This is a genomic window from Saccharopolyspora sp. ID03-671 (assembly GCF_045278815.1).
In the GTDB taxonomy this organism is placed as follows: Bacteria; Actinomycetota; Actinomycetes; order Mycobacteriales; family Pseudonocardiaceae; genus Saccharopolyspora; species Saccharopolyspora ipomoeae.
Genome location: NZ_CP134054.1, coordinates 2,481,231 through 2,505,410, shown reverse-complemented (window position 1 = coordinate 2,505,410; position 24,180 = coordinate 2,481,231). Strand labels below are relative to the sequence as shown.

24 protein-coding genes and 1 pseudogene are annotated in these 24,180 nt (G+C 70.6%); 17 read left to right on the top strand and 8 right to left on the bottom strand.

The features are described 5' to 3' along the window. The first annotated feature begins 16 nt into the window (after positions 1-16). On the top strand, positions 17-922 hold the full coding sequence (locus REH65_RS11230) for a hypothetical protein (RefSeq protein ID WP_406692374.1): 906 nt from the start codon (positions 17-19) through the stop codon (positions 920-922). On the opposite strand, the gene REH65_RS11225 is transcribed toward REH65_RS11230, so the two are convergent. Genes REH65_RS11225 through REH65_RS11215 form a run of 3 tightly spaced genes read right to left on the bottom strand, consistent with a single transcriptional unit; the run spans position 907 to position 3,853 of the window. Continuing rightward, entirely contained in the window at positions 907-1,200 is a 294-nt protein-coding gene (locus REH65_RS11225) for a helix-turn-helix transcriptional regulator (RefSeq protein WP_406692373.1), read from the bottom strand. The two genes, REH65_RS11230 and REH65_RS11225, sit on opposite strands and share 16 nt — an antisense overlap. Next, positions 1,197-2,159 (bottom strand): glycosyltransferase family 2 protein, encoded by a 963-nt coding sequence (locus tag REH65_RS11220; RefSeq protein ID WP_406692372.1) that lies wholly within the window; start codon positions 2,157-2,159, stop codon positions 1,197-1,199. Before REH65_RS11220 ends, REH65_RS11225 begins: the two co-directional genes overlap by 4 nt. Continuing rightward, complete coding sequence (locus REH65_RS11215) at positions 2,156-3,853, bottom strand: hypothetical protein (RefSeq protein ID WP_406692371.1); 1,698 nt, start codon at positions 3,851-3,853, stop codon at positions 2,156-2,158. The genes REH65_RS11220 and REH65_RS11215 overlap by 4 nt, the downstream gene beginning before the upstream one ends. 454 nt (positions 3,854-4,307) lie before the next feature. On the opposite strand from REH65_RS11215, the gene rplU reads away from it, so the two are divergent. The 4 genes and pseudogenes from rplU (at position 4,308) to proB (ending at position 7,699) form a co-directional block, all read left to right on the top strand. Then, positions 4,308-4,616 carry a 50S ribosomal protein L21 gene (gene rplU / locus REH65_RS11210; RefSeq protein ID WP_093421132.1) on the top strand — a complete coding sequence of 103 codons (309 nt, stop codon included), beginning with the start codon at positions 4,308-4,310 and terminating at the stop codon, positions 4,614-4,616. A gap of 14 nt (positions 4,617-4,630) precedes the next feature. Further along, a complete protein-coding gene (gene rpmA / locus REH65_RS11205) occupies positions 4,631-4,888 on the top strand; it encodes a 50S ribosomal protein L27 (RefSeq protein WP_093421130.1) in 258 nt (85 codons plus the stop codon). 198 nt (positions 4,889-5,086) lie between these two features. Further along, a pseudogene (gene obgE / locus REH65_RS11200) lies at positions 5,087-6,587 on the top strand (GTPase ObgE). Next, positions 6,584-7,699 carry a glutamate 5-kinase gene (proB, locus tag REH65_RS11195; protein ID WP_406692370.1) on the top strand — a complete coding sequence of 372 codons (1,116 nt, stop codon included), beginning with the start codon at positions 6,584-6,586 and terminating at the stop codon, positions 7,697-7,699. The pseudogene obgE and the gene proB overlap by 4 nt, the downstream one beginning before the upstream one ends. A gap of 33 nt (positions 7,700-7,732) precedes the next feature. On the opposite strand, the gene REH65_RS11190 is transcribed toward proB, so the two are convergent. Next, complete coding sequence (locus REH65_RS11190) at positions 7,733-9,004, bottom strand: MFS transporter (protein ID WP_406692369.1); 1,272 nt, start codon at positions 9,002-9,004, stop codon at positions 7,733-7,735. A gap of 136 nt (positions 9,005-9,140) precedes the next feature. On the opposite strand from REH65_RS11190, the gene REH65_RS11185 reads away from it, so the two are divergent. Further along, positions 9,141-10,730 (top strand): DUF885 domain-containing protein, encoded by a 1,590-nt coding sequence (locus REH65_RS11185; RefSeq protein ID WP_406692368.1) that lies wholly within the window; start codon positions 9,141-9,143, stop codon positions 10,728-10,730. On the opposite strand, the gene REH65_RS11180 is transcribed toward REH65_RS11185, so the two are convergent. After that, complete coding sequence (locus tag REH65_RS11180) at positions 10,708-12,828, bottom strand: RecQ family ATP-dependent DNA helicase (protein WP_406692367.1); 2,121 nt, start codon at positions 12,826-12,828, stop codon at positions 10,708-10,710. The two genes, REH65_RS11185 and REH65_RS11180, sit on opposite strands and share 23 nt — an antisense overlap. Positions 12,829-13,027: 199 nt before the next feature. On the opposite strand from REH65_RS11180, the gene REH65_RS11175 reads away from it, so the two are divergent. The 7 genes from REH65_RS11175 (at position 13,028) to REH65_RS11145 (ending at position 19,008) form a co-directional block, all read left to right on the top strand. After that, positions 13,028-14,356, top strand: coding sequence for a glutamate-5-semialdehyde dehydrogenase (locus REH65_RS11175; protein ID WP_093421117.1), 1,329 nt, complete (start codon positions 13,028-13,030; stop codon positions 14,354-14,356). A 2-nt stretch (positions 14,357-14,358) separates the two neighbouring features. Continuing rightward, complete coding sequence (locus tag REH65_RS11170) at positions 14,359-14,940, top strand: TetR family transcriptional regulator (protein WP_406692366.1); 582 nt, start codon at positions 14,359-14,361, stop codon at positions 14,938-14,940. Between the two features lie 83 nt (positions 14,941-15,023). Then, positions 15,024-16,232: a cytochrome P450 gene (locus tag REH65_RS11165; RefSeq protein ID WP_406692365.1), complete on the top strand. Its 1,209-nt coding sequence runs from the start codon at positions 15,024-15,026 to the stop codon at positions 16,230-16,232. Positions 16,233-16,260: 28 nt separating this feature from the next. Next, entirely contained in the window at positions 16,261-16,482 is a 222-nt protein-coding gene (locus REH65_RS11160) for a ferredoxin (RefSeq protein WP_406692364.1), read from the top strand. Positions 16,483-16,788: 306 nt separating this feature from the next. Next, on the top strand, positions 16,789-17,397 hold the full coding sequence (gene nadD, locus REH65_RS11155) for a nicotinate-nucleotide adenylyltransferase (RefSeq protein ID WP_281457099.1): 609 nt from the start codon (positions 16,789-16,791) through the stop codon (positions 17,395-17,397). 136 nt (positions 17,398-17,533) lie between these two features. Next, entirely contained in the window at positions 17,534-18,076 is a 543-nt protein-coding gene (locus REH65_RS11150) for a type IV toxin-antitoxin system AbiEi family antitoxin domain-containing protein (protein WP_093421105.1), read from the top strand. Beyond that, entirely contained in the window at positions 18,073-19,008 is a 936-nt protein-coding gene (locus REH65_RS11145) for a nucleotidyl transferase AbiEii/AbiGii toxin family protein (RefSeq protein WP_406692363.1), read from the top strand. The genes REH65_RS11150 and REH65_RS11145 overlap by 4 nt, the downstream gene beginning before the upstream one ends. Positions 19,009-19,383: 375 nt before the next feature. Here the strand turns inward: REH65_RS11145 and REH65_RS11140 are convergent, their stop codons facing one another. From REH65_RS11140 to REH65_RS11130, 3 genes are all read right to left on the bottom strand, one after another. Beyond that, positions 19,384-19,794, bottom strand: coding sequence for a hypothetical protein (locus tag REH65_RS11140; RefSeq protein ID WP_406692362.1), 411 nt, complete (start codon positions 19,792-19,794; stop codon positions 19,384-19,386). Between the two features lie 347 nt (positions 19,795-20,141). Beyond that, positions 20,142-20,861, bottom strand: coding sequence for a DUF1990 family protein (locus REH65_RS11135; RefSeq protein WP_406692361.1), 720 nt, complete (start codon positions 20,859-20,861; stop codon positions 20,142-20,144). Beyond that, a complete protein-coding gene (locus REH65_RS11130) occupies positions 20,858-21,067 on the bottom strand; it encodes a hypothetical protein (protein ID WP_139274129.1) in 210 nt (69 codons plus the stop codon). Before REH65_RS11130 ends, REH65_RS11135 begins: the two co-directional genes overlap by 4 nt. A 90-nt stretch (positions 21,068-21,157) precedes the next feature. Here REH65_RS11130 and REH65_RS11125 point away from each other — a divergent pair, with 90 nt between their 5' ends. From REH65_RS11125 to REH65_RS11110, 4 genes are all read left to right on the top strand, one after another. After that, entirely contained in the window at positions 21,158-21,850 is a 693-nt protein-coding gene (locus tag REH65_RS11125) for a DUF1990 family protein (RefSeq protein ID WP_406692360.1), read from the top strand. A 393-nt stretch (positions 21,851-22,243) separates the two neighbouring features. Next, positions 22,244-22,627: a ribosome silencing factor gene (gene rsfS, locus REH65_RS11120; RefSeq protein ID WP_093421092.1), complete on the top strand. Its 384-nt coding sequence runs from the start codon at positions 22,244-22,246 to the stop codon at positions 22,625-22,627. Then, on the top strand, positions 22,624-23,244 hold the full coding sequence (locus REH65_RS11115; RefSeq protein WP_093421090.1) for a histidine phosphatase family protein: 621 nt from the start codon (positions 22,624-22,626) through the stop codon (positions 23,242-23,244). The genes rsfS and REH65_RS11115 overlap by 4 nt, the downstream gene beginning before the upstream one ends. A gap of 35 nt (positions 23,245-23,279) precedes the next feature. Next, positions 23,280-24,140 (top strand): DegV family protein, encoded by an 861-nt coding sequence (locus tag REH65_RS11110; RefSeq protein WP_406692359.1) that lies wholly within the window; start codon positions 23,280-23,282, stop codon positions 24,138-24,140. Positions 24,141-24,180: the final 40 nt, after the last annotated feature.

Sequence of the window (24,180 nt, the reverse complement as noted above, 5' to 3'; positions counted from 1 at the left end):
CGCTTAGCGTCGGGACATGACTCGTCTCACCCCGCAGCGCCTGGCCGACGCCGAGCGCTTCATCTGGCTGACGGCGCGCGTGCTGGAGCAGCGCCGCTTCGAACACCTCCACGCCGGGGGACCGGCCGAGCCCGTGCGCACCGCGCTGGAGGCCTACCGCTGCTCCGACGGCGGGTTCGGCTACGGGCTGGAACCGGACGCGCGCGGTCCCGTCAGCCAGCCGCTGCAGACGTGGACGGCGTTGACGATCCTCGACGAGATCGGTCAGTGCGCCGAGGCCGCGCCCGCGATCTGCGACCACCTCACGACCATCACCCGGCCCGACGGCGGCGTTCCCGCCGGTGACCTGCGGTTGCGCGACTACCCGCACGCACCGTGGATCCCGATCGTCGAGGAACCCGAGGGTGCGCTGCTGACCACGGCGCTGCTGGCCGGGGTGCTGCACCGCAACGCGGTCGCGCACCCGTGGCTGGCGGGAGCGACGGAGTTCTGCTGGAAGCGCGTCGACGCGCTCACCGAGACCCACCCGTACGAGGCCATCGCCGCGATCGCGTTCCTCGACCACGTGCCGGACCGCGAACGGGCCCGCGCCGCCGCCGAGCGCCTCGGGGGCCTCATCCGTGAGGCCGGGTACGTGCTGCTCGACCCCGCCCACCCGGAGCGGGCGCGGACCGCACCCGGCTACGCCTCCGGGGAGGTGCCGCTGACCTGCGACTACGCGGCGAACCCGGCCAGCCTGGCGCGGGGCTGGTTCGACGACGCCGAGATCGAGCGGGGGCTGGACCACCTGGTGGGGCAGCAGGGCGAGGACGGGGGCTGGCCGATCCACTGGCTGGAGTGGTCGCCGGGCACCGCTCTGGAGGGCAGGCCGCGGGTCACGCTCGACGCGTTGCGGGTGCTGCGGGCCTACGACGAGGCCTGACCGAGGAACCGCTTCGGAGTCGTGCCGGTGAGCCTGCGGAACTCCCTGGTCAGGTGGGCCTGGTCGGCGTAGCCGCAGCGGTGGGCGAGGTCGGCGAGCGCCCCGCCGCCGCGCGCGGCCCGCTGGAAGCGCAGCACGCTCACCAGGGTTCGCGGCCCGTAGCCGACGGCGTCGCCGATCCGGCGGCGCAGCTGACGTTCGGAGACCCCGACGCTGTCGGCGAGCCCGGCCACCGACGGCGGGTGCGGATCGTCGAGCGCTTTGAAATGTTTGGTCACGAAGCGTGGTGTTCGGAAATTCCGGTTTGCTCCGTGACCAGCACCGTCACGTCGTGTTCGCGCCCTGTTCGGTGCAGCACGAGTTCGGCCAGAAGACCCAGTGAGATCATCTGGACACCGAAGATCTCCAGCAGAATCCCGAGCGTCAGAAGCGGACGGGTTCCGATCGATTCCGGGGTGAACAACCAGACCCCGGTGAGGTAGAGCAGCACCGCCGTCCCGAGAGTGCCCGCGATCATCCCGAGACCGCCGAACAGGTGCGCCGGACGGCGCCCGTAGCGGGTCAGCGCCATCACCGTCAGCAGGTCCAGCGCGCCGCGCGCGTAGCGCTCCAGCCCGTACTTGGACACCCCGTGCTGCCGGGGCCGGTGGTTGACGGTCCGCTCCACGACCCGGTAGCCCAACTGGTGCGCCAGCGCCGGGATGTAGCGGTGCAGCTCGCCGTAGAGCGGAACCCGCCGGTAGACCTCGGTGCGCGCGGCCTTGAGCCCGCAGTTGTGGTCGGACAACCGCAGCCCGGTGATCAGGCCGGTGACCCAGTTGAACACCTTCGACGGCAGCCGCTTGCCCAGCGGGTCCTTGCGCTCGGCCTTGTGCCCGCTGACCAGGTCGGCGCCGTCGTCGAGCTCGGCCAGCAGCCGGGGGACCTCGGCGGGATCGTCCTGCAGATCGGCGTCGAGGGTGACCATCAGCTCGCCGCGCAGCTCGGCGACCCCGGCGGCCAGCGCCGCGGCCTTGCCGAAGTTGCGGCGCAACCGGATGCCCCGGATGCGGGGGTCCAGCGCGGCGTGCTCGGTGATGATCCGCCAGCTGTCGTCGGTGCTGCCGTCGTCGACGATCACCAGCTCCCACTCGCGGTGCTGCCGGGCCATCGCCTCGCGGATCTCGGTGAAGAGCTTCGGGAGGCTGTCGCGCTCGTTCTTGGCCGGGGCCAGCAGCGAGACTTCCGGGACACTCATGGCGCCACCTGCGGTTTCTCGGTGAGCGGCCGGATCCACCAGCCGTCGGGGAACTGGAAGGCCACGCGCAGCGGGCCCGGCTGGGCCGGTGCCGCGGCCTGGAACCCGAGCCCGCTCTCGATGCCCGGCGTCGCGGCCTCGGCGTCGGAGCGGGGGATGTCGACGACTCCGCCGCCGACGACGGTGCCGGTCCTGTCGAGCACGGCCACGCAGCGCGCGCGTTCGATGCCGGAGATCGCCCAGCCCTTGAGCATCCGCGCCCCGCCCAGGACCTGGTCGGTCTCGACGTTGAGCACGACGTCGCGGCCGTCCGGCCGGGGTTCGCGCAGCGAGTCGACGCTGGGCGTCCGCCAGCCCGCGGTGCTGACCCGGTCGCCGACGGTGAGCCCGTCCGGGCAGCCCAGGGAGAACTCGGGGGAGAAGGGGTAGTGCCCGAGCGCCCGGAGCCGCGGCAGCAGCTGCTCCGGCGACGGGAAGCGGTCGGTGAAGGCGTCGGGGTGCCCGATCCGCGCGGCGACCGCCAGCAGCTGCTGGTTGGGCGCGTCGGCCCGCACGCTCTGCGCCATCGGCGCCCCGAGCGCGACCGTGGCCAGCACCGTGCCGCCGACCGCGACGGCGCGGAACCGCGGCCAGCGGGCCCAGGCGACCACGATCACCAGCACCGCGATCCAGAGCGCCGCGGTCATGCTGTTGTAGCGGCTTTGCAGCCCGGCGGACTCGCCGAACGCGGCCCGCGAACCGGAGATCATCACCGCGCAGCCCAGCGCGTACAGCGCCAGGCCCCACCAGGGCGCGGCGATCCGCCGCTCGGCGGTGCTCTGCCGCGCGTGCAGCACCAGCGCTCCGATCCCGGCCACCCCGGCCAGCAGCGCGACCGAGGGTTCGGTGCCGGTCCACACCATGCCGAGCATGCTCAGCCCCGCCAGCATCGCCTGAGCCGGATCGTCGGTCGGCGAGCTCCCGCCGCCGCCCTGCGGTCCGCGCAGCACCAGCCATGCCGCGACCACGACGAACCCGACCACCAGCGGGGTCGCGATCCACTTGCGCCGGTCGCCGCGCAGCCAGGCGACCAGCGCCAGCGCCGGCCACACCGCGAACGAGGTGCCGTAGCTGATCGAGGCCAGCAGCCCCAGCACCACGGCGATCACCCGGTGCTCGCGGTGCATCGCCAGCAGGGCGCCCAGCACCAGCAGCATCGCCAGGATCCAGGAGGCGCCGCTCATCGAGCGCACGTAGTTGTGGATGCCGTGCGGGTTGAACACCAGCGTCGAGGTGGCCGCGACCAGGCCCGCGCGCTGCCAGGCGTCGAGGTGCTCCGGCAGCATCGCCCGCACCAGCAGCACGCAGCCCGCGCCCATCGCCAGCACCGCGAGCCCGAGCGGCTGGTTGAGCCCGTGCCCGAACCGGGCGCTGAGCCAGAACAGCAGGCTCGGCAGCACGAACGGGTGCTCGTTGCGGAAGCCCAGCAGCGCCTCCGGGCGCAGCGCGCCGTCGGCGTCGGTGATGTCGAGCAGCACCCACCAGTAGTCGTAGAAGTGCATCTGCGGGTAGCGCAGGACCTCGCGCAGCATCATCAGCGGCGGCACGACGGCCGACAGCCCCAGCAGCAGCGGGCCGAAGCGCCGCAGCGGGCCGGGGGCGACCGGTGTCGGGGCGGCGGCCTGGCGGGCGGTCTCCGGAGCGGTGTCAGTCACTGAGCGTTTCCCTAGATCATCACGAGCGGCCACTGACGGTAGCAAGAGCAGGTCATGGCGGTGGCGGAACGGGCGGATCCGGCCGGAACCCGCCAGGGCGGCGGACGGACCGGTGGGGCGGTTCGCCGGGCTCGGGTGAGCTCGCTTATGCTGTTCCGGCTCGCCCGTCAGCGCGGGGTCCGCGAGGATCCGCACTGGTGGTACACGGCCCCGGTCGATCGGGGACGGAAACCTGGTCTGTATGATGGGTGAGAACTTCTCGCCGCCGGACGGGCGGAGAGATTAAACGCCTGTTTCGAGTGCGGTCGCTCGCGCGGTCCTCGCTGCTGAGACAGGAACCCACCGAGACGCTGCACCGGCGGCGTGGTAGGAAGCCCCGGCCTTCGCGGCAGGGGCGGACGTCCGCCGCACACTGGTGAATTAGCGAAACCGAGCAGCAGGAGACTTCCGACTCATGTACGCGATCGTCAAGACCGGCGGCAAGCAGTACAAGGTGGCTGTCGGGGACGTCGTCCAGGTCGAGAAGCTCGAGGGCGAGCTGGGCTCCGAGGTCGCGCTCCCGGCGGTTCTGGTCGTCGATGGCTCCGACGTCACGACCGACGCCGACGCGCTGGCCAAGGTGTCGGTGACCGGCGAGCTGGTCGAGCAGACCAAGGGCCCCAAGATCCGCATCCACAAGTTCAAGAACAAGACCGGCTACCAGAAGCGCCAGGGTCACCGGCAGAAGCTGACCCGCGTGAAGGTCACCGGCATCAACAAGTGAGGACCTGAGTAGTCATGGCACACAAGAAGGGCGCATCCAGCTCTCGGAACGGCCGCGACTCGAACCCCAAGTACCTCGGGGTGAAGCGCTACGGCGGCCAGGTCGTCAAGGCCGGCGAGATCCTGATCCGTCAGCGTGGGACCAAGTTCCACCCGGGTCTGAACGTCGGTCGCGGCAACGACGACACCCTGTTCGCGCTGTCCGCCGGTACCGTCGAGTTCGGGCGTTACCGCGGCCGCAAGGCCGTCAGCGTGCAGCCGGTCGAGGCCTGATCCGGCTCTCGACGCAGGCCAGCAACTTCCCGGCGAGGGGCGGAACCGGCATGTCCGGGCCGCCCCTCGCTTTGTGTTGTCCGGGGTGACCCGCGTTGCGGTCGGGAAGCGCGAGCGCCCTTCGGCTGTTGCACTCAGCGTCATCGCACTCGTGAACCCAGAGCTACACCCGCCGGGCACCCGTTCGGCTTGATCTTCCTGGAGGCATTCGTGTCGCGGTTCGTCGACCGCGTGACCATCAACGTCGCCGCAGGCGACGGGGGAAATGGCTGCGCCTCGGTGCACAGGGAGAAGTTCAAGCCGCTGGGCGGTCCTGACGGGGGCAACGGCGGCAAGGGCGGCGACGTCCGGCTGGTCGTCGACTCCGGCGTGCACACCCTGCTCGACTTCCACTACCGCCCCAACGCGCAGGCGGTGAAGGGCCAGCCCGGCAAGGGCGGTCACCGCAACGGCGCGCAGGGCGACGACCTGGTGCTGCCGGTCCCGGACGGCACGGTCGTGCTGTCCCCGGACGGCGAGGTGCTGGCCGACCTGGTCGGGCCGGGCACCACGTTCGTCGCGGCGGCCGGTGGTCGCGGCGGCCTGGGCAACGCCGCGCTGGCGTCCAAGGCCCGCAAGGCTCCCGGGTTCGCTCTGCTGGGCGAGCCCGGTGACGAGCTGGAGCTGGTGCTGGAGCTGAAGTCGGTCGCCGACGTCGGCCTGCTCGGCTTCCCCTCGGCGGGCAAGTCCTCGCTGATCTCGGTGCTCTCGGCGGCCAAGCCGAAGATCGCCGACTACCCGTTCACGACCCTGGTGCCGAACCTGGGTGTGGTCACCGCGGGCGAGACCGTGTTCACCGTTGCCGACGTGCCCGGCCTGATCCCGGGCGCCAGCCAGGGCCGCGGTCTGGGCCTGGACTTCCTGCGCCACATCGAGCGCTGCGCGGTGCTGGTCCACGTCGTGGACTGCGCGACGCTGGAGCCGGGCCGCGACCCGATCTCCGACATCGACGCGCTGGAGAACGAGCTCGCCGAGTACACCCCGGCGCTGGCCGCCGAGCACGGCGGGGCCGACCTCGCCGACCGCCCGCGCATGGTGGTGCTCAACAAGATCGACGTGCCGGAGGCCCGCGAGCTCGCCGACTTCGTGCGCGCGGAGGTCGAGGAGCGCGGCTGGCCGGTCTTCGAGATCTCCACGGCCTCCCGCGAGGGCCTGCGCGAGCTGAGCTTCGCGATGGGCGCCGAGGTCGAGCGCTACCGCGAGACGCTGCCCGAGCCGGAACCGGCGCGCGTGGTCGTGCGGCCGACCGCGGTCGACGACGGCGGTTTCACCGTCGAGCCCGACCCGGAGGACGAGGACGCCTTCATCGTGCGCGGCGAGAAGCCGGAGCGGTGGATCAGGCAGACCGACTTCAACAACAGCGAGGCCGTGGGCTTCCTCGCCGACCGGCTGGCCAAGCTGGGCGTGGAGGACGCGCTGGCCAAGCAGGGCGCCGAGCCGGGCAGCCAGGTCACCATCGGCACCATGACCTTCGACTGGGAGCCCCACCACCCCGGCCGGGATGGCCAGCGTGCTCGGCCGACGCGGCCACGACCTGCGGCTGGAGACCGACGACCGGGTCTCGGCGCACGATCGCAAGATCGCCAAGAAGCTGCGCCGCGGCACCGGGCTCGACGAGTTCGGCCGCTACGTCGGCGACGAGGACGAGGACGACGAGTGAGCCCCTCGGCGACTCGGAAGGCCGTCGCGGCCGCGCAGCGGATCGTGGTGAAGATCGGTTCGTCGTCGCTGACCACCACCGAAGGCGGCCTGGACGCCGAGCGGCTGTCGGTCCTGGTGGACACGGTCGCCAAGCGGGTCGCCGCCGGCGGGCAGGTCGTGCTGGTGTCCTCGGGCGCCATCGCCGCGGGCATCGCCCCGATGGGGTTGCGCCGCAGGCCGAAGGACCTGGCCACGCAGCAGGCCGCCGCGTCGGTCGGGCAGCTCGCGCTCGCGCACGCCTACGCGGAGTCGTTCGCCCGCTTCGACCTCACCGTCGGCCAGGTGCTGCTCACCGCCGATGACGTGGTGCGCCGCAGCAACTACCGCAACGCCCAGCGCACCCTGAACCGGCTGCTCGGGCTGGGCGTGGTGCCGGTGGTCAACGAGAACGACACGGTGGCCACCACGGAGATCCGCTTCGGCGACAACGACCGGCTCGCCGCCCTGGTCTCGCACCTGGTCGGCGCCGACGCGCTGATCCTGCTGTCCGATGTGGACGCGCTCTACGACGGCGATCCCCGCAAGGGCGGGGCGAAGGTGATCCGCGAGGTCACCGGCGCCGCCGACATGGAGGGCGTGGACGCCGGCAGCACCGGCGCCTCCGGCCTGGGCACCGGGGGCATGGCCTCGAAGGTCGCGGCGGCGAAGGTCGCCTGCACCTCCGGGATCCCGGTGCTGCTGACCTCCTCGGCCAACGCCGCGAGCGCGCTGGGCCCGGCCGACGTCGGCACGGCCTTCGCCGCCACCGGGAACCGCCTGTCGGCCCGCCGCTTCTGGCTGGCCCACGCGGCGGGCGCCAACGGCCGGCTCTGGCTCGACGACGGTGCCGTGGCGGCGGTGGTCAAGCGCCGCCGCTCGCTGCTCGCGGCCGGGATCACCGCCGTGGAGGGCGCTTTCGACGGCGGCGACGTCGTGGAGCTGCTCAACCCGACCGGCAAGGTCGTGGCGCGCGGAGTGGTCGCCTACGACGCCGAGGAGCTGCCGACGCTCATCGGCCGCTCCACCCACGACCTCCCGGCGGAGCAGCGCCGCGAGGTCGTCCACGCGGACGATCTGGTCCCGTTGAGGTGAAGGGGAAGTTTTCATGAAAACTTCCCCCAGCACTCAACGGAGCTCGGTGTTCCGGGTCTCGGGAAGGGTGCGGATGACGAAGAACGCGATCACCGCGCCGATCGCGATGTAGTAGAAGAACCCCGTGGCCAGGTCGAACTTCGCGAAGGCCTGGATGACCAGCGGCGCGGTGCCGCCGAAGACGGCGACGGTGAGGTTGTACCAGGCGCCGATGCCCAGGCCGCGCAGCTCCGTGGGGAACAGCTCCGACATGATCGCCGGCGCGATCGAGGTCATCGCGGTGTAGAGACCGACGCCGATGCAGAACACCACCAGCAGGCTGCCCAACCCCGGCCGCACCAGGTAGGACAGCGGGACGATGAGGACCGCCATCGCCGCCGACCAGGCCAGGAGCTGCGGTTTGCGGCCGTAGCGGTCGGACACCGCGCCCATGGGGTACTGCAGCGCGATGAACAACGCGGTGGCGATGGACAGCGCGAGGAACACGTCGGTGGCATCGGCATCCCGGTTCTTCACCGCGAACGGCGTCAGCGCGCTGAAGAACGTGTAGTAGCACAGCGTCGAGAGCATCGAGAACCCGACGAGCTGGCCGACGGCCTTGGGATGCTCCCGCAGCGTCAGCATCAGCGGGTTCTTCAGGGACTTCGCCTTGGTCTTGTTCTCCTCGTACTGCTCGGTCTCGCTCAGCGTGCGCCGCAGCCACATGCCGATGAGCCCGAGGAGCCCGCCGATGATGAACGGGATCCGCCAGCCGTACGCCGCCAGCTGCTCCTCGCTGAGCACCGAGGTCAGCACGTACCCGAGCAGCGAGGCGATGAGCAGCGCGGCACCGGTGGAGATGTAGAAGAACGACGAGTACCGGCCGCGCCGCGAGGGCGGTGCGATCTCGGCGAGGTAGGCCGAGGCGTTGGAGACCTCGCCGCCGAGCGAGAGCCCCTGCCCGATGCGGGCGAGCACGAGCAGCACCGCCGCGAGCCAGCCGATGCTCTCGAAGGTCGGCAGGACACCGATGATCAGCGACCCGCCTGCCATCAGCGAGATCGTCACCAGCATCGCGGTCTTGCGCCCGCGCAGGTCGGCGAAGCGCCCGAGCAACCAGCCGCCGAGCGGGCGGAAGAAGAACGCGAGCGCGAACGTGGCCAGCGTGTTGATCAGCGCCCACTCGCCGGGGAAGAACGCGGAGGCGAAGTACACGCTGAACGCGGTGTAGATGGTCCAGTCGTACCACTCGATGGCGTTGCCGATGCTGGCCGCGACCAGCGTCCGGACCGGCAGCTTGTGCGCCACCGCTTCGTCCTGGGGCATCGAAACCTCCGCGTCGCGCCCGGGAATGAGGTGCCGACACGGTAAGCGCTCGACCAGGTGGGAGAAAGGTCCGAATCCGATTTGGAATCACCGAAATCCGGATGAGATCACCCCGCTTCCGGGGCACACTGCCCGGATGGTGCGCGACGTGGCCGACGACATCCTCGACGTGCTGATCGAGGAGAACCCGCTCAACGAGCAGCTGCAGGGCCTGCCCGGCACGACCGGCAGGCTCCCCGATCCCCGCGAGGGCGCCGAGTTCGCCCTGCGCGCCCGAGCCCTGCGCATCGCGGCGGAGGCGCGCGACGGCGACGATCTCACCAGCGAGGTGGTGATCGCCGAGGCGGAGGGCGTGGCCACCCGTGTCGAGTCCCGGCTGGTCGAGCACACGATGCACGACTCGACGGTCTCTCCGCTGAGCAAGCTCCTGGAACTGGTGCCGGAGCAGCATCCCGAAACCCCTGAGCAGGAGCGGGGTTTCCTTCGCCTGCTGGCGGAGATCCCCGATTTCCTCACCCGGAGCGGGCAGCGGCACCTCGCCGGAGCGCGGGCGGGGCGGCTCCCGGTCGCCCGCCGGGTCCGGGTGGCGATCGAGCACGTCGACGCGCACCTGGCCGCACCCCAGCGCGATCCGCTGCGCAAACCACCGCTGACCTCGGAGGACGAGCGGAATCGCCTGCTGGAGGAGCGGGTTCGGCCCGCGTTCGCGGCCTACCGCGAGGTCCTGCGGGACCTGCCCGGCCGTTCCGACGACGAGCCGGGGCTGTGCTTCCTGCCGGACGGCGAGCGGACCTACGCGTCGCTGGTCCGGATGCACACCACGACCGAGCGCACCCCCGAGGAGCTGCACCGGACCGGTCTGGAGCTGCTGGCGGAACTCGACGAGGAGTACGCCGAGATCGGCTCCCGCGTCTTCGGCCTGCGCGACGTCGCCGAGATCCGGCACCGGATGCGCACCGACCCGGCGCTGTACTGGTCCAGCGGGCAGGAGCTGCTCGATGCCGCGAAAACCGCTGTGACCAGGGCGGAAGAGGTCGCGCCGCAGTGGTTCGGCCGGACCCCGGCGCAGCGCTGCCGCGTCTCGCCCTTCCCGGAGGACCAGGCGCCGGACGCCGTGGGTGCCGCCTACCTGCCGGGACCGATCGACGGGTCGCGGCCGGGCACCTACTTCGCCAACACCCACGCCGCCGAGCGGCGGCCGCGGTTCCTCGCCGAGCCGCTGGCGTTCCACGAGGCCGTTCCCGGGCACCACTTCCAGATCAGCCTCGCCCAGCAGCTCACCGACGTCCCGACGATCCGCAAGGTCGCCGGTTTCAACGCCTACATCGAGGGCTGGGGCCTCTACGCCGAGCGGCTGGCCGACGAGATCGGGCTCTACAGCGACGATCTCAGCAGGTTGGGCTCGCTGGCGATGGACTCCGCGCGTGCCGCCCGGCTCGTCGTCGACACCGGGCTGCACGCCTTCGGCTGGACCCGGCAGCAGGTCGTGGACTTCCTGCGCACCCGCACTCCCACGGCCGAGGTGGAGGTGCAGAGCGAAACCGACCGCTACATCGAGGCGCCGGGCCAGGCGCTGTCCTACATGGTCGGGCGCTTGGAGTTCCAGCGGTTGCGCGCGCAGGCCGGGGTCGACCTGCGCGCCTTCCACGACGGGGTGCTGGCCACCGGTCCGCTGCCGCTGTCGGCGCTGGCCGCGGAGGTGGCTAGCTGGTCGAGGCGAGGGTGAACGGCAGCACCGCGGGTGCACCGGCCTGGCGGAGCATGCGGCCGACGACCGTTGCGGTCCACCCGGTGTCGGCGTAGTCGTCCATCAGCAGCACCGGCCCGTCCAGGCCGGACAGCGCGCCCGCCAGCCCATCGTCGATCTTGAACTGCCGCCACAGCGACGCCACCCGCTGCGCGCTGTTGGTGGCGCGGTTCGGCGTCGTGTTCGGGTTCGTCAGGACCTCGCCGAGCAGCGGCAACCGGCCGATCCCGGCGATGCGCTCGGCCAGGCTGCGCACCAGCTTCGGCCGCCTCCGCGAGCCCAGCGCCACGACGCCGACCGGGCGCTGCTCCCACTCCCACGCGGCCAGCACCTTGATCGCGGCCTGGAACAGGTCGTCCGGCAGCTCCTGGTCGGGGGCGCCGGTGGCCAGCAGTTCGCGCAGCCGGTTGCCCCAGCCGATGTCGGTGAGCCTGCCGACCGCGCGCCCGGTCGTGGTCTGCTCGTCCGCCGGTAGCTTGCCGGAGGCCTCCACGCCGAGCGCGGACATGCCGCTCGGCCACATCTTCCGCGGTGCGATGTCCACGCCCGGCCGCTGCAACCGCTCCTGCGCCTGCTGCACGGCCTGGTCGTCGACCTCGGCCGAATAGCCCGCGCCGGTGCAGTTGTCGCAGCGCCCGCAGGGCTCGGCGTGCGGGTCGTCGAGCTGGCGGCGCAGGAACTCCATCCGGCACGACGACGTCGTCTGGTAGTCGAGCATCGCCTGCTGCTCGGCCTGCCGCTCGGTCTCGATGCGGCCGTAGCGCTCGGCGTCGTAGTGCCAGGGCTCGCCGGTGGCCTCCCAGCCGCCCTTCACCCGCTGCACCGCGCCGTCGACGTCGAGGACCTTGAGCACCATCTCCAGCCGGTTGCGGCCCAGCTCCACGTGCGGTTCCAGGGCGGCGGTGGAGAGCTTGCCGTGCTCGGTGAGCGCGTCGAGCACCGCGCGCACGGTCGGTTCCGGCGGGAACGCCAGCGACGCGAAGTAGCTCCAGATCTCGCGGTCCTCCGGCCCGGGCAGCAGCAGCACCTCGGCGCGCTGCACGCCGCGACCGGCACGACCGATCTGCTGGTAGTAGGCGATCGGCGAGGACGGCGCGCCGACGTGCACCACGAAACCCAGGTCGGGCTTGTCGAAGCCCATGCCCAGCGCGGAGGTCGCCACCAGCGCCTTGACCCGGTTGTTGAGCAGGTCCGCCTCGGCCTGCTCGCGCTCGGCCGGGTCGGTGCGGCCCGAGTACGCGGCCACCTCGTAGCCCTGTTCCCGCAGGTAGGAGGTGATCTCGTGGGCGGCGGCGACGGTGAGCGTGTAGATGATGCCGGAACCGGGCAGCTCCTTGAGCTGTCCGGCGAGCCAGCCGAGCCGGGCCTGCGCGGTGGGCAGCCGGAGCACGCCGAGCCGCAGGCTCTCGCGGTCCAGGGTGCCGCGCAGCACCAGCGTCTCCTGCGGATCGGTGAACTCGCCTCCGACGCCGAGCTGCTCGGAGACGTCGGCGACCACCCGGTCGTTGGCGGTGGCGGTGGTGGCGAGCACCGGAACGCCCTCGGGCAGTTCGGTGAGCAGGGTGCGCAGCCGCCGGTAGTCGGGGCGGAAGTCGTGGCCCCAGTCGGAGATGCAGTGCGCCTCGTCGACCACCAGCAGCCCGGCGCTCTGGGTGAGCTCGGGCAGGATCGTGTCGCGGAAGTCGGGGTTGTTCAGCCGTTCCGGGCTGACCAGCAGCACGTCGACCTCGCCGGAGGCGACGCGCTCCTCGATGTCGTTCCACTCCTCGGGGTTGGCCGAGTTGATGGTGGCGGCGTGCACGTCGGCGTTGGCCGCGGCGGCGACCTGGTTGCGCATCAGCGCCAGCAGCGGCGAGACGATCACGGTCGGCCCCTCGCCGAGCTCGCGCAGCAGCGCGGTCGCGATGAAGTACACGGCCGACTTGCCCCAGCCGGTCCGCTGCACGACCAGCGCGCGGCGGCGTTCGAGGACCAGCGCGCGGATCGCCGCCCACTGGTCCTCGCGCAGCGCGGCGTCGGGGCCGGCCAGTGCGCGGAGTCGTTCCTCGGCGAGTTCCCGCAGCGCTTCTTCGTCCACGACCCGAATTCCTACCGGACGTCCCCGACGGGCCACGCCCGGGGCCGCGCGGGCGTGTCGGGACCGCCTTCGCCCACCACTCCCGACCGCTTCGCCGGGAGCGGCTGACCGACTTCCGGATCAGGGGGTTGGCGGAGCAGCCGGTCACGTTGCCGCGAGGATCGGGAAATGCGTTGCCGGGACGGATTAGGCTGGTGGAGTGACCGTCATCGAGTTCCCCACCTCTGACAGGGCCACCGGCGACGAGCTGCGCGAACAGGTGCGCGAGGCCGCGCGCCGGGCGCGCGGGGCCGCCGCCGAGCTGGCGCAGGCCACGCGCGGCACCAAGGACGCGCTGCTGCACGCGATGGCCGACGAGCTGGTCGAACGCGCCCCGGAGGTGCTGGAGGCCAACGAGCGCGACGTGACCGCCGCCCGCGAGTCGGGCACCGCCGAGGCCATGATCGACCGGCTGAGCCTGAGCACCGGACGCATCGAGGCGATGGCCGACGGCCTGCGCACCGTCGCCGGCCTGCCGGACCCGGTGGGGGAGGTGCTGCGCGGTCAGGTGCTGCCCAACGGCGTCCAGCTGCGCCAGGTGCGGGTGCCGCTCGGCGTGGTCGGCATCGTCTACGAGGGGCGTCCGAACGTGACGGTCGACGCCGCCGGGCTGACCCTGAAGTCGGGCAACGCGGTGCTGCTGCGCGGCTCGTCGTCGGCGGAGGCCTCCAACACGGCGCTGGTGGCGGTGCTGCGCGACGTCGTCGCCGAGCACGGCCTGCCCGCCGACTCGGTCCAGCTGCTGCCCTGCCACGACCGCGCCTCGGTGCACCACCTGATCACCGCGCGCGGCCTGGTCGACGTGGTCATCCCGCGCGGCGGTGCCGGGCTGATCTCGGCGGTCGTCGAGCAGTCCACGGTCCCGGCGATCGAGACCGGTGTGGGCAACTGCCACGTCTACGTCGACTCCAGCGCCGAGATCGACGTGGCGCTGCGCATCCTGCTCAACTCCAAGGCCCGCCGCCCCAGCGTGTGCAACGCTGCCGAGACGTTCCTGGTGCACGCCGACATCGCCGAGGAGTTCCTGCCGCGCGCGATCGCCGAGCTGGGCGAGGCGGGGGTCACGGTGCACGGCGATGAGCGAGTGGTGGCCGTGGGCGGTGCGAACGTCGTGCCGGTCACCGACGAGGACTGGGACACCGAGTACCTGTCGCTGGACATCGCCGCCGCGGTCGTGGACTCGATGCCCGCCGCGATCGAGCACATCCGCGAGCACGGCTCCGGGCACACCGAGGCCATCGTGACCAGCGACGTCCGCTCCGCTCAGCAGTTCACCGCGCAGGTCGACGCGGCCGCGGTCATGGTCAACGCCAGCACCGCGTTCACGGACGGCGGGGAGTTCGGGATGGGCGCCGAGATCGGCATCTCCACCCAGAAGCTGCACGCGCGCGGCCCGATGGGCCTGCCCGAGCTGACCTCCACCAAGTGGATCGCCCACGGCGACGGCCACGTGCGGCCGGGCTCGGCTCCGGCCAAGCCGGGGAGCTGAGCTTGACGCAGGCGCCGCGACGCAAGCGCGACTCCGCGGCCACGAAGGAAGCACTGCTGAACGCCGCCTCGGAGCTGTTCACCGAGCGCGGCTTCAGCGCGACGACGGTGCGCGACGTCGCGGCCCGGGCCGGCGCGAACCAGGCGCTGCTGTTCCGCTACTTCGGCTCCAAGCAGGAGCTGTTCGCGGCGGTGCTGACCCGCAACAGCGAGCAGGTGGTCGCGGAGCTCTCCGCCGAGGAGCTGCCGCGGCAGCTGCTGCTGAGCCTGATCGACAGCGCTCAGCCCAACGGGGAGCACCCGCTGGTGGCGATGCTGCGCTCGTGGAGCGACGAGCGGGCGGCCGAGATGCTGCGCGGCGAGCTCGGCGCCCGCTACACAGAGCGGCTCGCCGAGCTCACCGACGCCGATGACGCGATGTTGCGGGCGGACCTCGTGCTGGCGTGGGTGTTCGGCATCGGCATGGTCCGCTCGGTGCTCGGCAAGAGCCCTCTCGCGGAGGCCGACCCGGACGACATCGTCCGCTACGTCTCCCGTGCCGCATCCGCGATCCTGGAGCGAACGGACCTTTCGGACGATCGCTGATCAGGGCGTGCGCAGCGGTTTTCCCGGGCGTAGCGTGATGTTGTAAGCGAGCGCTTACAACCGCTGTCCGCCGGGAGCTGCGCATGACCACCACGGAGCCGAGGACCTACCCGTTCAACGTCGCCGAGGCGCTCGACCTCGACCCGATCTACGCCCGGTTGCGCGCGCAGGAGCCGCTGAGCCGGGTCAAGCTGCCCTACGGCGAGGAGGCCTGGCTGGCCACCCGCTACGAGGACGTCAAGCTCGTCCTGGGCGATCCGCGCTTCAGCCGCGCCGAGGTCCTCCGCCGCGACGAGCCGCGCATGCGGCCGGCCAAGCCGACCGGCGGGATCCTGAGCATGGACCCGCCGGATCACACCCGGTTGCGCCGCCTGGTCGCCAAGGCCTTCACCCAGCGCCGGGTCGAGAAGCTGCGCCCGCGCACCCAGGACATCGCCGACGAGCTGGTCAGCGGCATGATCGAGCGGGGCGGCCCGGCCGACCTCGTCGAGGAGTTCGCGCTGCCGCTGCCCATCACGGTGATCTGCGAGCTGCTCGGCGTGCCCTTCGCTGATCGCGCGGACTTCCGGGTGTGGTCGGACGCGTTCCTGTCCACCAACAAGCTCACCGCCGAGCAGACCAGCGACTACATGGACCGGATGATGGACTACATCGCCGGTCTGATCGCCCAGCGTCGCGCCGAGCCCGCCGACGACCTGATCACCGGGCTCATCGCCGCCCGCGACGAGCAGGACAAGCTCACCGAGGACGAGATGGTTCGGCTGGCCGCCGGAATCTTGGTCGCGGGTCACGAGACGACCGCGTCGCAGATCCCCAACTTCCTCTACGTGCTGCTGACCCACCCCGAGCAGCTGGAGGGCCTGCGGGCCGATCTGGACCTGGTCCCGTCGGCCGTGGAGGAGCTGTTGCGCTTCGTGCCGCTGGGCGTGGGCGCGGGGTTCGCGCGGTACGCGATCGAGGACGTCGAGGTCGGCGGCGTGCTGGTCCGCGCCGGTGAGCCGGTGCTGTCCAGCGTCGGGTCCGCCAACCGCGACGAGTCCGTCTTCGACGACCCGGAGTCCCTCGACCTGGCTCGGGCGGAGGCCTCGCACGTCGGGTTCGGGCACGGCCCGCACCACTGCCTGGGCGCTCAGCTGGCCCGGCTGGAGCTGCAGGTCGCGTTGCGCACCCTGCTCACCCGGCTGCCCGGTCTGGACTTCGCGCACTCGCCGGAGCAGGACGTGGACTGGAAGACCGGTCTTCTGGTGCGGGGGCCTCAGCGGATGGTGCTGTCGTGGCAAGGTGGCGAGTGATCTCGCTCATAGGGAAGAAGGTGGACTGATGAGCTGGTCGATCGAGATCGACGCGAACACCTGCATCGGGTCGGGCATGTGCGCTGGGGTCGCCCCGGACCACTTCGAGCTGGTCGAGGGCTACTCGACCGCGCTGCGGGACCGGACCGAGCCGTCCGACGACGTCGTGGACGCGGCGGAGTCGTGCCCGGTGGAGGCGATCCTGGTCAAGGACGTCGAGACCGGGAAGGTCGTCGCTCCCGAGGAATGACCGCAACGAGTGACGTGCATGTGACTCAGGTCACTTCAGAATTCACGTCATGAATCCCGAAGCGCGCGGGTCTCACCCGTGCGCGCCCGAGAGGCAGCGCCCGCGAACCGAGGTGGGCCCCCAGCCGCCGAGGTTCGTGCAGGGCTGCGGGGCCCGGTCGAGGGGGGAGCCTGGACCGGGCCTCGTGGTCAGCCGCGGGGCCCGGCGTGGGGTTTGAGGGGAGTCCACGCCGGGACCGTGTCCTCCGACACCCCCGAGCGCCCCGCTGACGTGCCTGGTCGTGACGCTTATCTAGGGTTGTCAGCTATGTCTCGACGCCGGATCGGGGTCATGGGTGGCACCTTCGATCCCATTCATCACGGCCACCTCGTGGCCGCCAGCGAAGTGCAGGCGCAGTTCGGCCTCGAACAGGTGATCTTCGTGCCCACCGGGCAACCGTGGCAGAAGAGCCACGAGGTCGTCTCGCCGGCCGAGGACCGCTACCTGATGACCGTGATCGCCACCGCGTCCAACCCGCGGTTCCTGGTCAGCCGGGTGGACGTCGACCGCAAGGGCCCGACCTACACCGCCGACACGCTCAAGGACCTCCACGAGGAGTTCCCGGACGCGGACCTGTACTTCATCACCGGCGCCGACGCCCTGGAGCAGATCCTGTCCTGGCACCGCGTCGAGGAGATGTTCGAGCTCGCCCACTTCATCGGCGTGACGCGCCCCGGCTACTCGCTCAACAGCGCGCACCTGCCGGACGGCTCGGTGTCGCTGGTGGAGATCCCGGCGATGGCGATCTCCTCCACCGGCTGCCGGGACCGCGTCCGAGCGGGCCTCCCGGTCTGGTACCTGGTCCCCGACGGAATCGTCCAGTACATCACCAAACGCGGCCTCTACCGCGAAACCCCAGCCGAGTGGGGTCCTTAGCGGGGAGAACGCCCGAAGACGCACCCAAAGCATCACCTGGCGTGGAGGGGGTTGGGCTCACTCGCGGTCCGTCGCCCTGCGAAATGTCGATACCGTACCGTAAGTGGTACGCTTTTGACGGCGTTAGGGGTGAGTCATGGGTTATCGGCGTGACCTGTGGGAGATCGCTGCGGAGAACCACGGCGTGGTAACCGTCCTTGAGGCCGAAGACGTCGGCGTGCCTGCCGTGGAGGTGCGCAAGCTCGCGCATCGCGGTGCTCTGAGGCCGTATGGCAAGGGTGTATATGTACATCGGGATATCCCACCCGATGAGCTGACTCAGTCGGCAGTAGCGGCAGCGCTAGCCGGCGACGGGGCATTTCTGCATCGCGAAGCAGTCCTGGACGTACTGAGACTTGGGCAGTTCAATCCACGCCGTATCAGGGTAGCCAGCCGTCGCCGGGTGCGTAGGACTCTCCCGGATTGGGTTGACCTCGAAGTCCGTGCGGATATCGCAGATGAGGAACTGACGCAGCACGAGGGCATCCCCGCCACCACCGTGCGGCGTGCTTTGAAGGATGTGTTCGACAGGATGCCGGTGGAACGCTGGAGGGTGCTCGTCGATCAAGCGCACCGACGTGAATTGATCGACGATCGCGAAGTCGCAGAGCTGAGGAGCTGGAAGGAGCACGTTAGGTGAGCTCCGCCTTCGCGCCACTGACAATCGCGCAGCTGAACGCCCGGGTCGAGGAGGTGTCCCGCGATCTCGGGGTGCCCAGCGCGCGCGTGCGCCGCATGCTCTGCACCCTCATCGTGTCCCAGATGCTTCCCGATGCCGTCGCGATCAAGGGCGGAATGGGCGTCAAGCTACGAATGGGCGAGACGGGCACCCGTGCGACGGCGGATCTGGACGTGTCCACCCGGCAGCGAGGTGAACCCTTCGAGCAGGAGTTCCGCGCGCGCCTGAAGCAGGGATGGGGCACGGTTCCTGCGTCCAAGGGCGCACTGCGTCAGAACCCAGACGCGCCGGATCGTGTGGCGTTCTCTGCGACACTGAAGCCTCAATCGCTCCACGATCCGGGTCTCCAGCAGCCCCAATATGTGATACACCCCTACAAGGTCACGCTGTCTTTCCTGGGCAAGGTCTGGGCGGCTCTTGATGTGGAGGTGTCTGATCCTGAGATCGAACCGCATGCGCACACACGCCGCGCCGTCGACGCGGACCTCGCCGAATTGAGTGCGCGTTTCGGTTTCGGCGAGGTCCGCCCAGTGGAATTGATCGACTTGGAGTACCAGATCGCCCAGAAGATCCACGCCATCACGGATCGCTATTACGAACGTGCCCACGACCTGGTGGATCTGCAGCTCCTGTGGCAGGCCGGACCTGAACTCCCAGTCGTGAGGGAGTTCTGCCTCCGAACGTTCGCGTTCCGTCGCGCCCAAGAATGGCCGCCATTGCCTCTGCGGGCTATGGACGGATGGGAACTCGCTTACCTCGAATCCCGGGAAGAAACAGAGATCGACGGTACCTCGCCAGTGCTGGAAAGCATCGACTTGGCTCGCGAATGGTTCGAGCGCGCGATCGCATCGATCGATGCGGCTGCCCACCCAGGCGCGTCGCAGCAGGCATGAACAAAACACTGACTTTTGGACTGACCATCGGGGCGACGGCCGGCGCGACTGCCCGCCGCTGAACCATGCGGGACTGAGCAGATTCCGCACCATCCGAAGTTCCGGCCTCACCTCCCGCTCATTTTTTGTAGCTGGTCATGCTCCTGGTCCTTTACCTCGTTCTTGTCGGGATCGTCAGCCATGCGGCAATCGTCATAGACGCCGATGGTCAACGCCTAGTACAAGATTGGCCGCGGATGACGACAAAAGATGGGTCACGTCGGACTCGCTGAACGGCGCCGCTATCGCAGCGTGTGAGGCGTGCTCGCAAGCGTAAGGATCCGGGTTCGAGCCTCCGGAGATGAGCGGTCCCGTCCTCTCAGCCTTGGAAGTCTCTCACGCTGAGAACAGGGCGGGGATGTTGTTGACGCGAAGCAGGTCTTGGAGCTCGGCACACCGCTTTGCCTGGGCCGGGATCACGAACCCGGTCAACATCTCCAGGCGCAACACCAAGGACCGTCCGTCGTCGTCCGTGAACGCGATGTGGAGGTTGTTGCGCTGGTTGAGCTGCCGTGAGTCCAGCCCTCCGGCAATCGCCTCGAAGGTGCTCACCTGGCGGCCCGCGATCGTGACGTCACTGACCGACGTGTACGGGATGACCAAGTCGGACCAGAACCTGCTCCCGCTCTTGCCCGTCAACGCGAAACGATCAGGCCAGACAGCCAGGTTGACGCCGCCGGACTTGGCTTTCGGAAGACCGGGCAGGCCTCCCCGGTACGTGACCGTGTACGACGCCAACGGTTTCATGAGCTGGTCCTTGCAAGCGCGGTTCCTGCCGAGGAGGGCACTGGCTTCACGAGGGTCACGCGAACTTGACGCCGCGACACAGAGCCAAACGACCCTGTTCGCTTGCATCGAGAGCTGGGAGCTATATCCGTCAGAACATGAGCAATTGGGTACAAATCCGGCACAAGTCGGTGTGGCAGCCGTCAGAGGACGACGACAAACTCGCACCGGTGTTTTCCTGTTCAAGGCCCTCATGAAGGGTGTGTTCGCTGGTCGCGGCGCCTCGTGGTGCGCTACATCACCAAACGCGGCCTCTACCGCGAAACCCCAGCCGAGTGGGGTCCTTAGCGGGGAGATTCGCACGCGGGTCAGCCCGGGTGTTCGAGGCGGACGTGGACGACGTCGAACCGGTGCGGAGCCGCGTCGGAGGGCGCCAGGACCACGCCGTCCGAGACGTGCGCCGGGCCCGGCGCACGTCCGGCCAGGGCCTGCTGCACCAGCCGGTTCAGCCGCTCGCCGCAGTGGCGGTAGAACCGGAGCTGCGTGCTCCTGCCGAAGACCGCCCAGCCCAGCTTCACCACGGGGCCCAGATCGGGTGAGCGCTGCGAGTACCCCGAGACGAGGAACTCCACGCGGCCCGAGGTGGGGTGCTTGGTCACCAGGTAGCTCATCTTCCCGCGTTCGAGGTGCCCGTCGAGGGTTTCGTACGACCAACCCCAGATCCGCTCGGAACCGGTCTCGTCGACGATCTCCGTCACGCGCACGCCCATGTGGAAGCGCAGGCCGGCGAAGTGGCCCTCCAACAGCAGATCCCGGCCCAGCAGCGCTGATCCGCTCCGGTAGATCGCGCGAATCCGGCCCGGGGTGGCGAACTCGTAGTCGCGCACCAGCCGGCACGCGGTCTCCCAGATCCCGCCCGGTTCGGGCGGACCGGGACGTTCGACGCCGAGGGACCGGCGGTGGGAGTCGACGTTCCAGAACGGCGCGCGCACTTCCTCCGCCGCGTAGTTGACCTGCCGCCGCCCCAGGTCGTCCAGCGCTGCGACGTGATCGACGCCGGTGAGCAGGCCGCCGCGGGAGCCGCTCACTCCAGCTCGCGGAGGGTGTCGCCGATCAGCCACAGGGTGGGCGGCCACAATCCGACGAACAGGGCCCTGCGCTCGGCGTTGCCCCGTTCCTCCTGGTCGACGGTCTTCGCCCGGATCCACAGGCCGATGCACAGGGCCACCGATCCCATGGACGCCGCCTGCAGGTACGCGCTGCGCACGCCGATTCGGTGTAGTTGCGCGATCACCGATGTCACCTCGCTGACGTGTGATCCTGCTCGACTGGAGGGACCATGCCAGCATCCCTGCTCCCAGCCGGTTCCGCGAAAGGGAACGAGATGGCCGAGATCACCGGGCGCGTCACCCTGCTGACGGGGTGGTTGCTGGGCATGGCGCTGGTCTCCTGGCGCTACCTGTGGCAGACGACTCCGCTGCACCGCAGCGAGGTGCGGGTGCGGACCGATGAGCGGCCGTCGCCGGAGATCCCCCGCGAGCTGCGCGACGAGCGCTCCCAGCCGGAGGCGGCCGGGGTGGGCGAGCTGTACCACCGGCTCTTCAGCGTGCGCATCGAGGACGGGGTGCGCGGCCCCGCTGAACTGATGGAGCAGGTGAAGGAGAACCTCAACTGCGCCGCCCCCACCGAAGTGGCGAGGTTCTACAAGACCAGCGGCGAGACCGACGCCATGCGCCTCGGCGACGAGTTCGTGGTGCGCATGCCAGGACCGTGGGACGGTCCCGTGCGGGTCGTCGCGTGCGAACCCGACCGCTTCCGCTTCGTGACGTTGCGGGGGCACCTCGAAGCGGGGCAGATCGAGTTCCGCGCGGTTCCGGGGGACGACCACCTGCGCTTCGAGATCGAGACGTGGGCCCGCCCGAGCAGCGGGCTGGTGAACCTCCTCTACGCCCAGCTCCGGCTGGCCAAGGAGATGCAGCTGAACATGTGGGTTCGCTACTGCTTGAGCATCGCGGGCGTGTGCGGGGGCCGAGCCAGCGGGGGAGTGACCATCGAGACCCGGCGCGTACTCGCTTGAGCCGCCGACGGGGAGCCTCGCGCCCAGCGGTCCGCGCGTCGCATGACCATCACCACAGCCGGACGTGCACCGGCCGGTTGGTTCCGCGCCCGTCACCCGAGCGGTTCGCCTCGGTGCGGTGCGAGTGCAGCAGGCCGATGACCGGTTGGGAGGTCAGCTGTTCCTCCTGGTCAGGGCCCGAGCCGGGGCGTCGTCGCTGGTAGCCGGTCTCGTGGTGAGCTTCGACGACGAGCGCGGCCGCACCGCCAGAGCGATCCGCGGGCCCGCGTGGACCCGGGCGCAGCGCTCGGGCATAAAGGACTCGTACGCGAAGGCCGGGCGGATCCCAGCCGGGACCGGCGGCCTATCCTGCTACCCGGCGTGGGCACACCGAGCCCGGCCGAGAGGAGTGACGTGGCAGCCACCGAGAACGCCCGCGAGCTGGCCCTGATCGCCGCCCAGGCGGCGGCCGACAAGAAGGCCACCGACGTGGTCCTGCTGGATGTCTCCGAGCAGCTGGTCATCACCGACTGCTTCATGATCGCCTCCGCGCCCAACGAGAGGCAGGTCGAAGCGATCGTCGACTCGGTCGAGGAGAAGCTGCGCGCGGCGGGCGTCAAGCCGGTCCGGCGCGAGGGCGCCCGCGAGGGGCGCTGGGTCCTGCTGGACTTCGTCGACCTCGTGGTGCACGTCCAGCACGACGACGAGCGCGCCTTCTACCAGCTGGAGAAGCTGTGGAAGGACTGCCCGCGGATCGAGTTCGTCGACCAGGGCGCGCCCGCGGAGGACGCCGAGTGAGCCTCGACCGGCTCGTGCTGTGGCGGCACGGCGAGACCGACTACAACCTCGCCGGCCGCATCCAGGGGCACCTGGACAGCTCGCTGACCGCCAACGGCGTCGAGCAGGCCGAGCGGGCCGCCCCCGACATCGCGGCCTTCGAGCCGTCGGTGGCCATCAGCTCCGACCTCAACCGCGCGCGGACCACCGCCGCCGCCTACGCCAAGGTCAGCGGTGAGCCGGTGAAGCTGGACAAGCGGCTGCGGGAGACCCACGTCGGCGAGTGGCAGGGGCTCAGCGGCGCCGAGGTCGAGCACGGCTGGCCCGGTGCGCTCAACACCTGGCGGGCGAACCCCACGTGGGCGCCGCCGGGCGGGGAGTCCCGGGTGGAGGTCGCCGCGCGGGCCGTCGAGGTCGTCGCCGAGCTGGACGACCAGTTCACCGACACCGCGCTGCTGGTCGCCCACGGCGGGCTGATCACCGCGCTCACCGCGAAGCTGCTCGCCCTGCCCGTGGAGCTGTGGCCGGGCCTGGGCGGTGTGCGCAACTGCCACTGGGTGGTGCTCAAGCGCCGCAGCCCCAGCGATCACCGCTGGCGCCTGATGGCCTACAACGCCGGCGCCCAGAGCCACGCGTGATCGCATCCGCCGTCTGACGTCGTAGGGTTGCGCTCGTGTCCATTGCCGTCGTCACCGATTCCACGGCCTACCTGCCTCCCGGGTACGCCTCGCGGTACGGGATCCGGGTCGTTCCGCTGCACGTCAGCGTGGACGGCGGGAAGCACGTCGACGAGACCGGGTTCTCGCCCTGCGACCTCGCCGACGCCCTGGAGCGCAAGCAGCGGGTGACCACCGCCAGCGCGACCTCCGGAGAGCTGGCCCGCGCCTACCGTCGGGCTCTCGACGACGGGGCCGAGGGCGTGGTCGCGGTGCACCTGTCCCGGCAGCTGTCGGGGACGTGGGACGCGGCGCGGCTGGCGGCGCGGGAGACCGATCCCGACCGGATCCGGGTCGTGGATTCCCGGTCCGCGGCGATGGGTCTGGGCTTCTCCGTGCTGGCCGCCGCCGACGCGGCGACCGCCGGGGCGGATCTGGCCGAGGTGGAGCACACGGCCGCGGTCACCGCCGCGCGCACGACCACCACCTTCTCCGTGCAGACCCTGGAGTACCTGCGGCGCGGCGGCCGGATCGGCACCGCTGCGGCGGTGCTGGGGACCGCGCTGTCGATCAAACCGCTGCTGCACGTCCACGACGGGCGCATCGACGCCCTGGAGAAGGTGCGCACCACGACCCGGGCGATGGCGCGGCTGCGCGATCTGTCGCTGGAGGCGGCGGGTTCCGGATCGGCGGCGATCGCGGTGCACCACCTCGCCGCGACCGAGCACGCCGAGGAGCTCGCGGCGCGCTTCTCCGTCGAGCTGGGGGAGTCGGTCGAGTGCGTCGTCTCGGAGGTCGGCGCGGTCATCGGGGCGCACATCGGTCCCGGATCGGTGGGTGTCGTGGTTCTCCCGAACGGGTGGCGTTTCGGCGGTTGAAAACCCTTCGGGGCGCGGATTCCACACCATCGAGCTGAAT

Coding starts and splice junctions, on each gene's coding strand:
- REH65_RS11230 (WP_406692374.1), top strand. CDS start 17: ATGACTCGTCTCACCCCGCAGCGCCTGGCCGACGCCGAGCGCTTCATC.
- REH65_RS11220 (WP_406692372.1), bottom strand. CDS start 2,159: ATGAGTGTCCCGGAAGTCTCGCTGCTGGCCCCGGCCAAGAACGAGCGC.
- rplU (WP_093421132.1), top strand. CDS start 4,308: ATGTACGCGATCGTCAAGACCGGCGGCAAGCAGTACAAGGTGGCTGTC.
- rpmA (WP_093421130.1), top strand. CDS start 4,631: ATGGCACACAAGAAGGGCGCATCCAGCTCTCGGAACGGCCGCGACTCG.
- REH65_RS11190 (WP_406692369.1), bottom strand. CDS start 9,004: ATGCCCCAGGACGAAGCGGTGGCGCACAAGCTGCCGGTCCGGACGCTG.
- REH65_RS11185 (WP_406692368.1), top strand. CDS start 9,141: ATGGTGCGCGACGTGGCCGACGACATCCTCGACGTGCTGATCGAGGAG.
- REH65_RS11165 (WP_406692365.1), top strand. CDS start 15,024: ATGACCACCACGGAGCCGAGGACCTACCCGTTCAACGTCGCCGAGGCG.
- REH65_RS11160 (WP_406692364.1), top strand. CDS start 16,261: ATGAGCTGGTCGATCGAGATCGACGCGAACACCTGCATCGGGTCGGGC.
- nadD (WP_281457099.1), top strand. CDS start 16,789: ATGTCTCGACGCCGGATCGGGGTCATGGGTGGCACCTTCGATCCCATT.
- REH65_RS11150 (WP_093421105.1), top strand. CDS start 17,534: ATGGGTTATCGGCGTGACCTGTGGGAGATCGCTGCGGAGAACCACGGC.
- REH65_RS11140 (WP_406692362.1), bottom strand. CDS start 19,794: ATGAAACCGTTGGCGTCGTACACGGTCACGTACCGGGGAGGCCTGCCC.
- REH65_RS11125 (WP_406692360.1), top strand. CDS start 21,158: ATGGCCGAGATCACCGGGCGCGTCACCCTGCTGACGGGGTGGTTGCTG.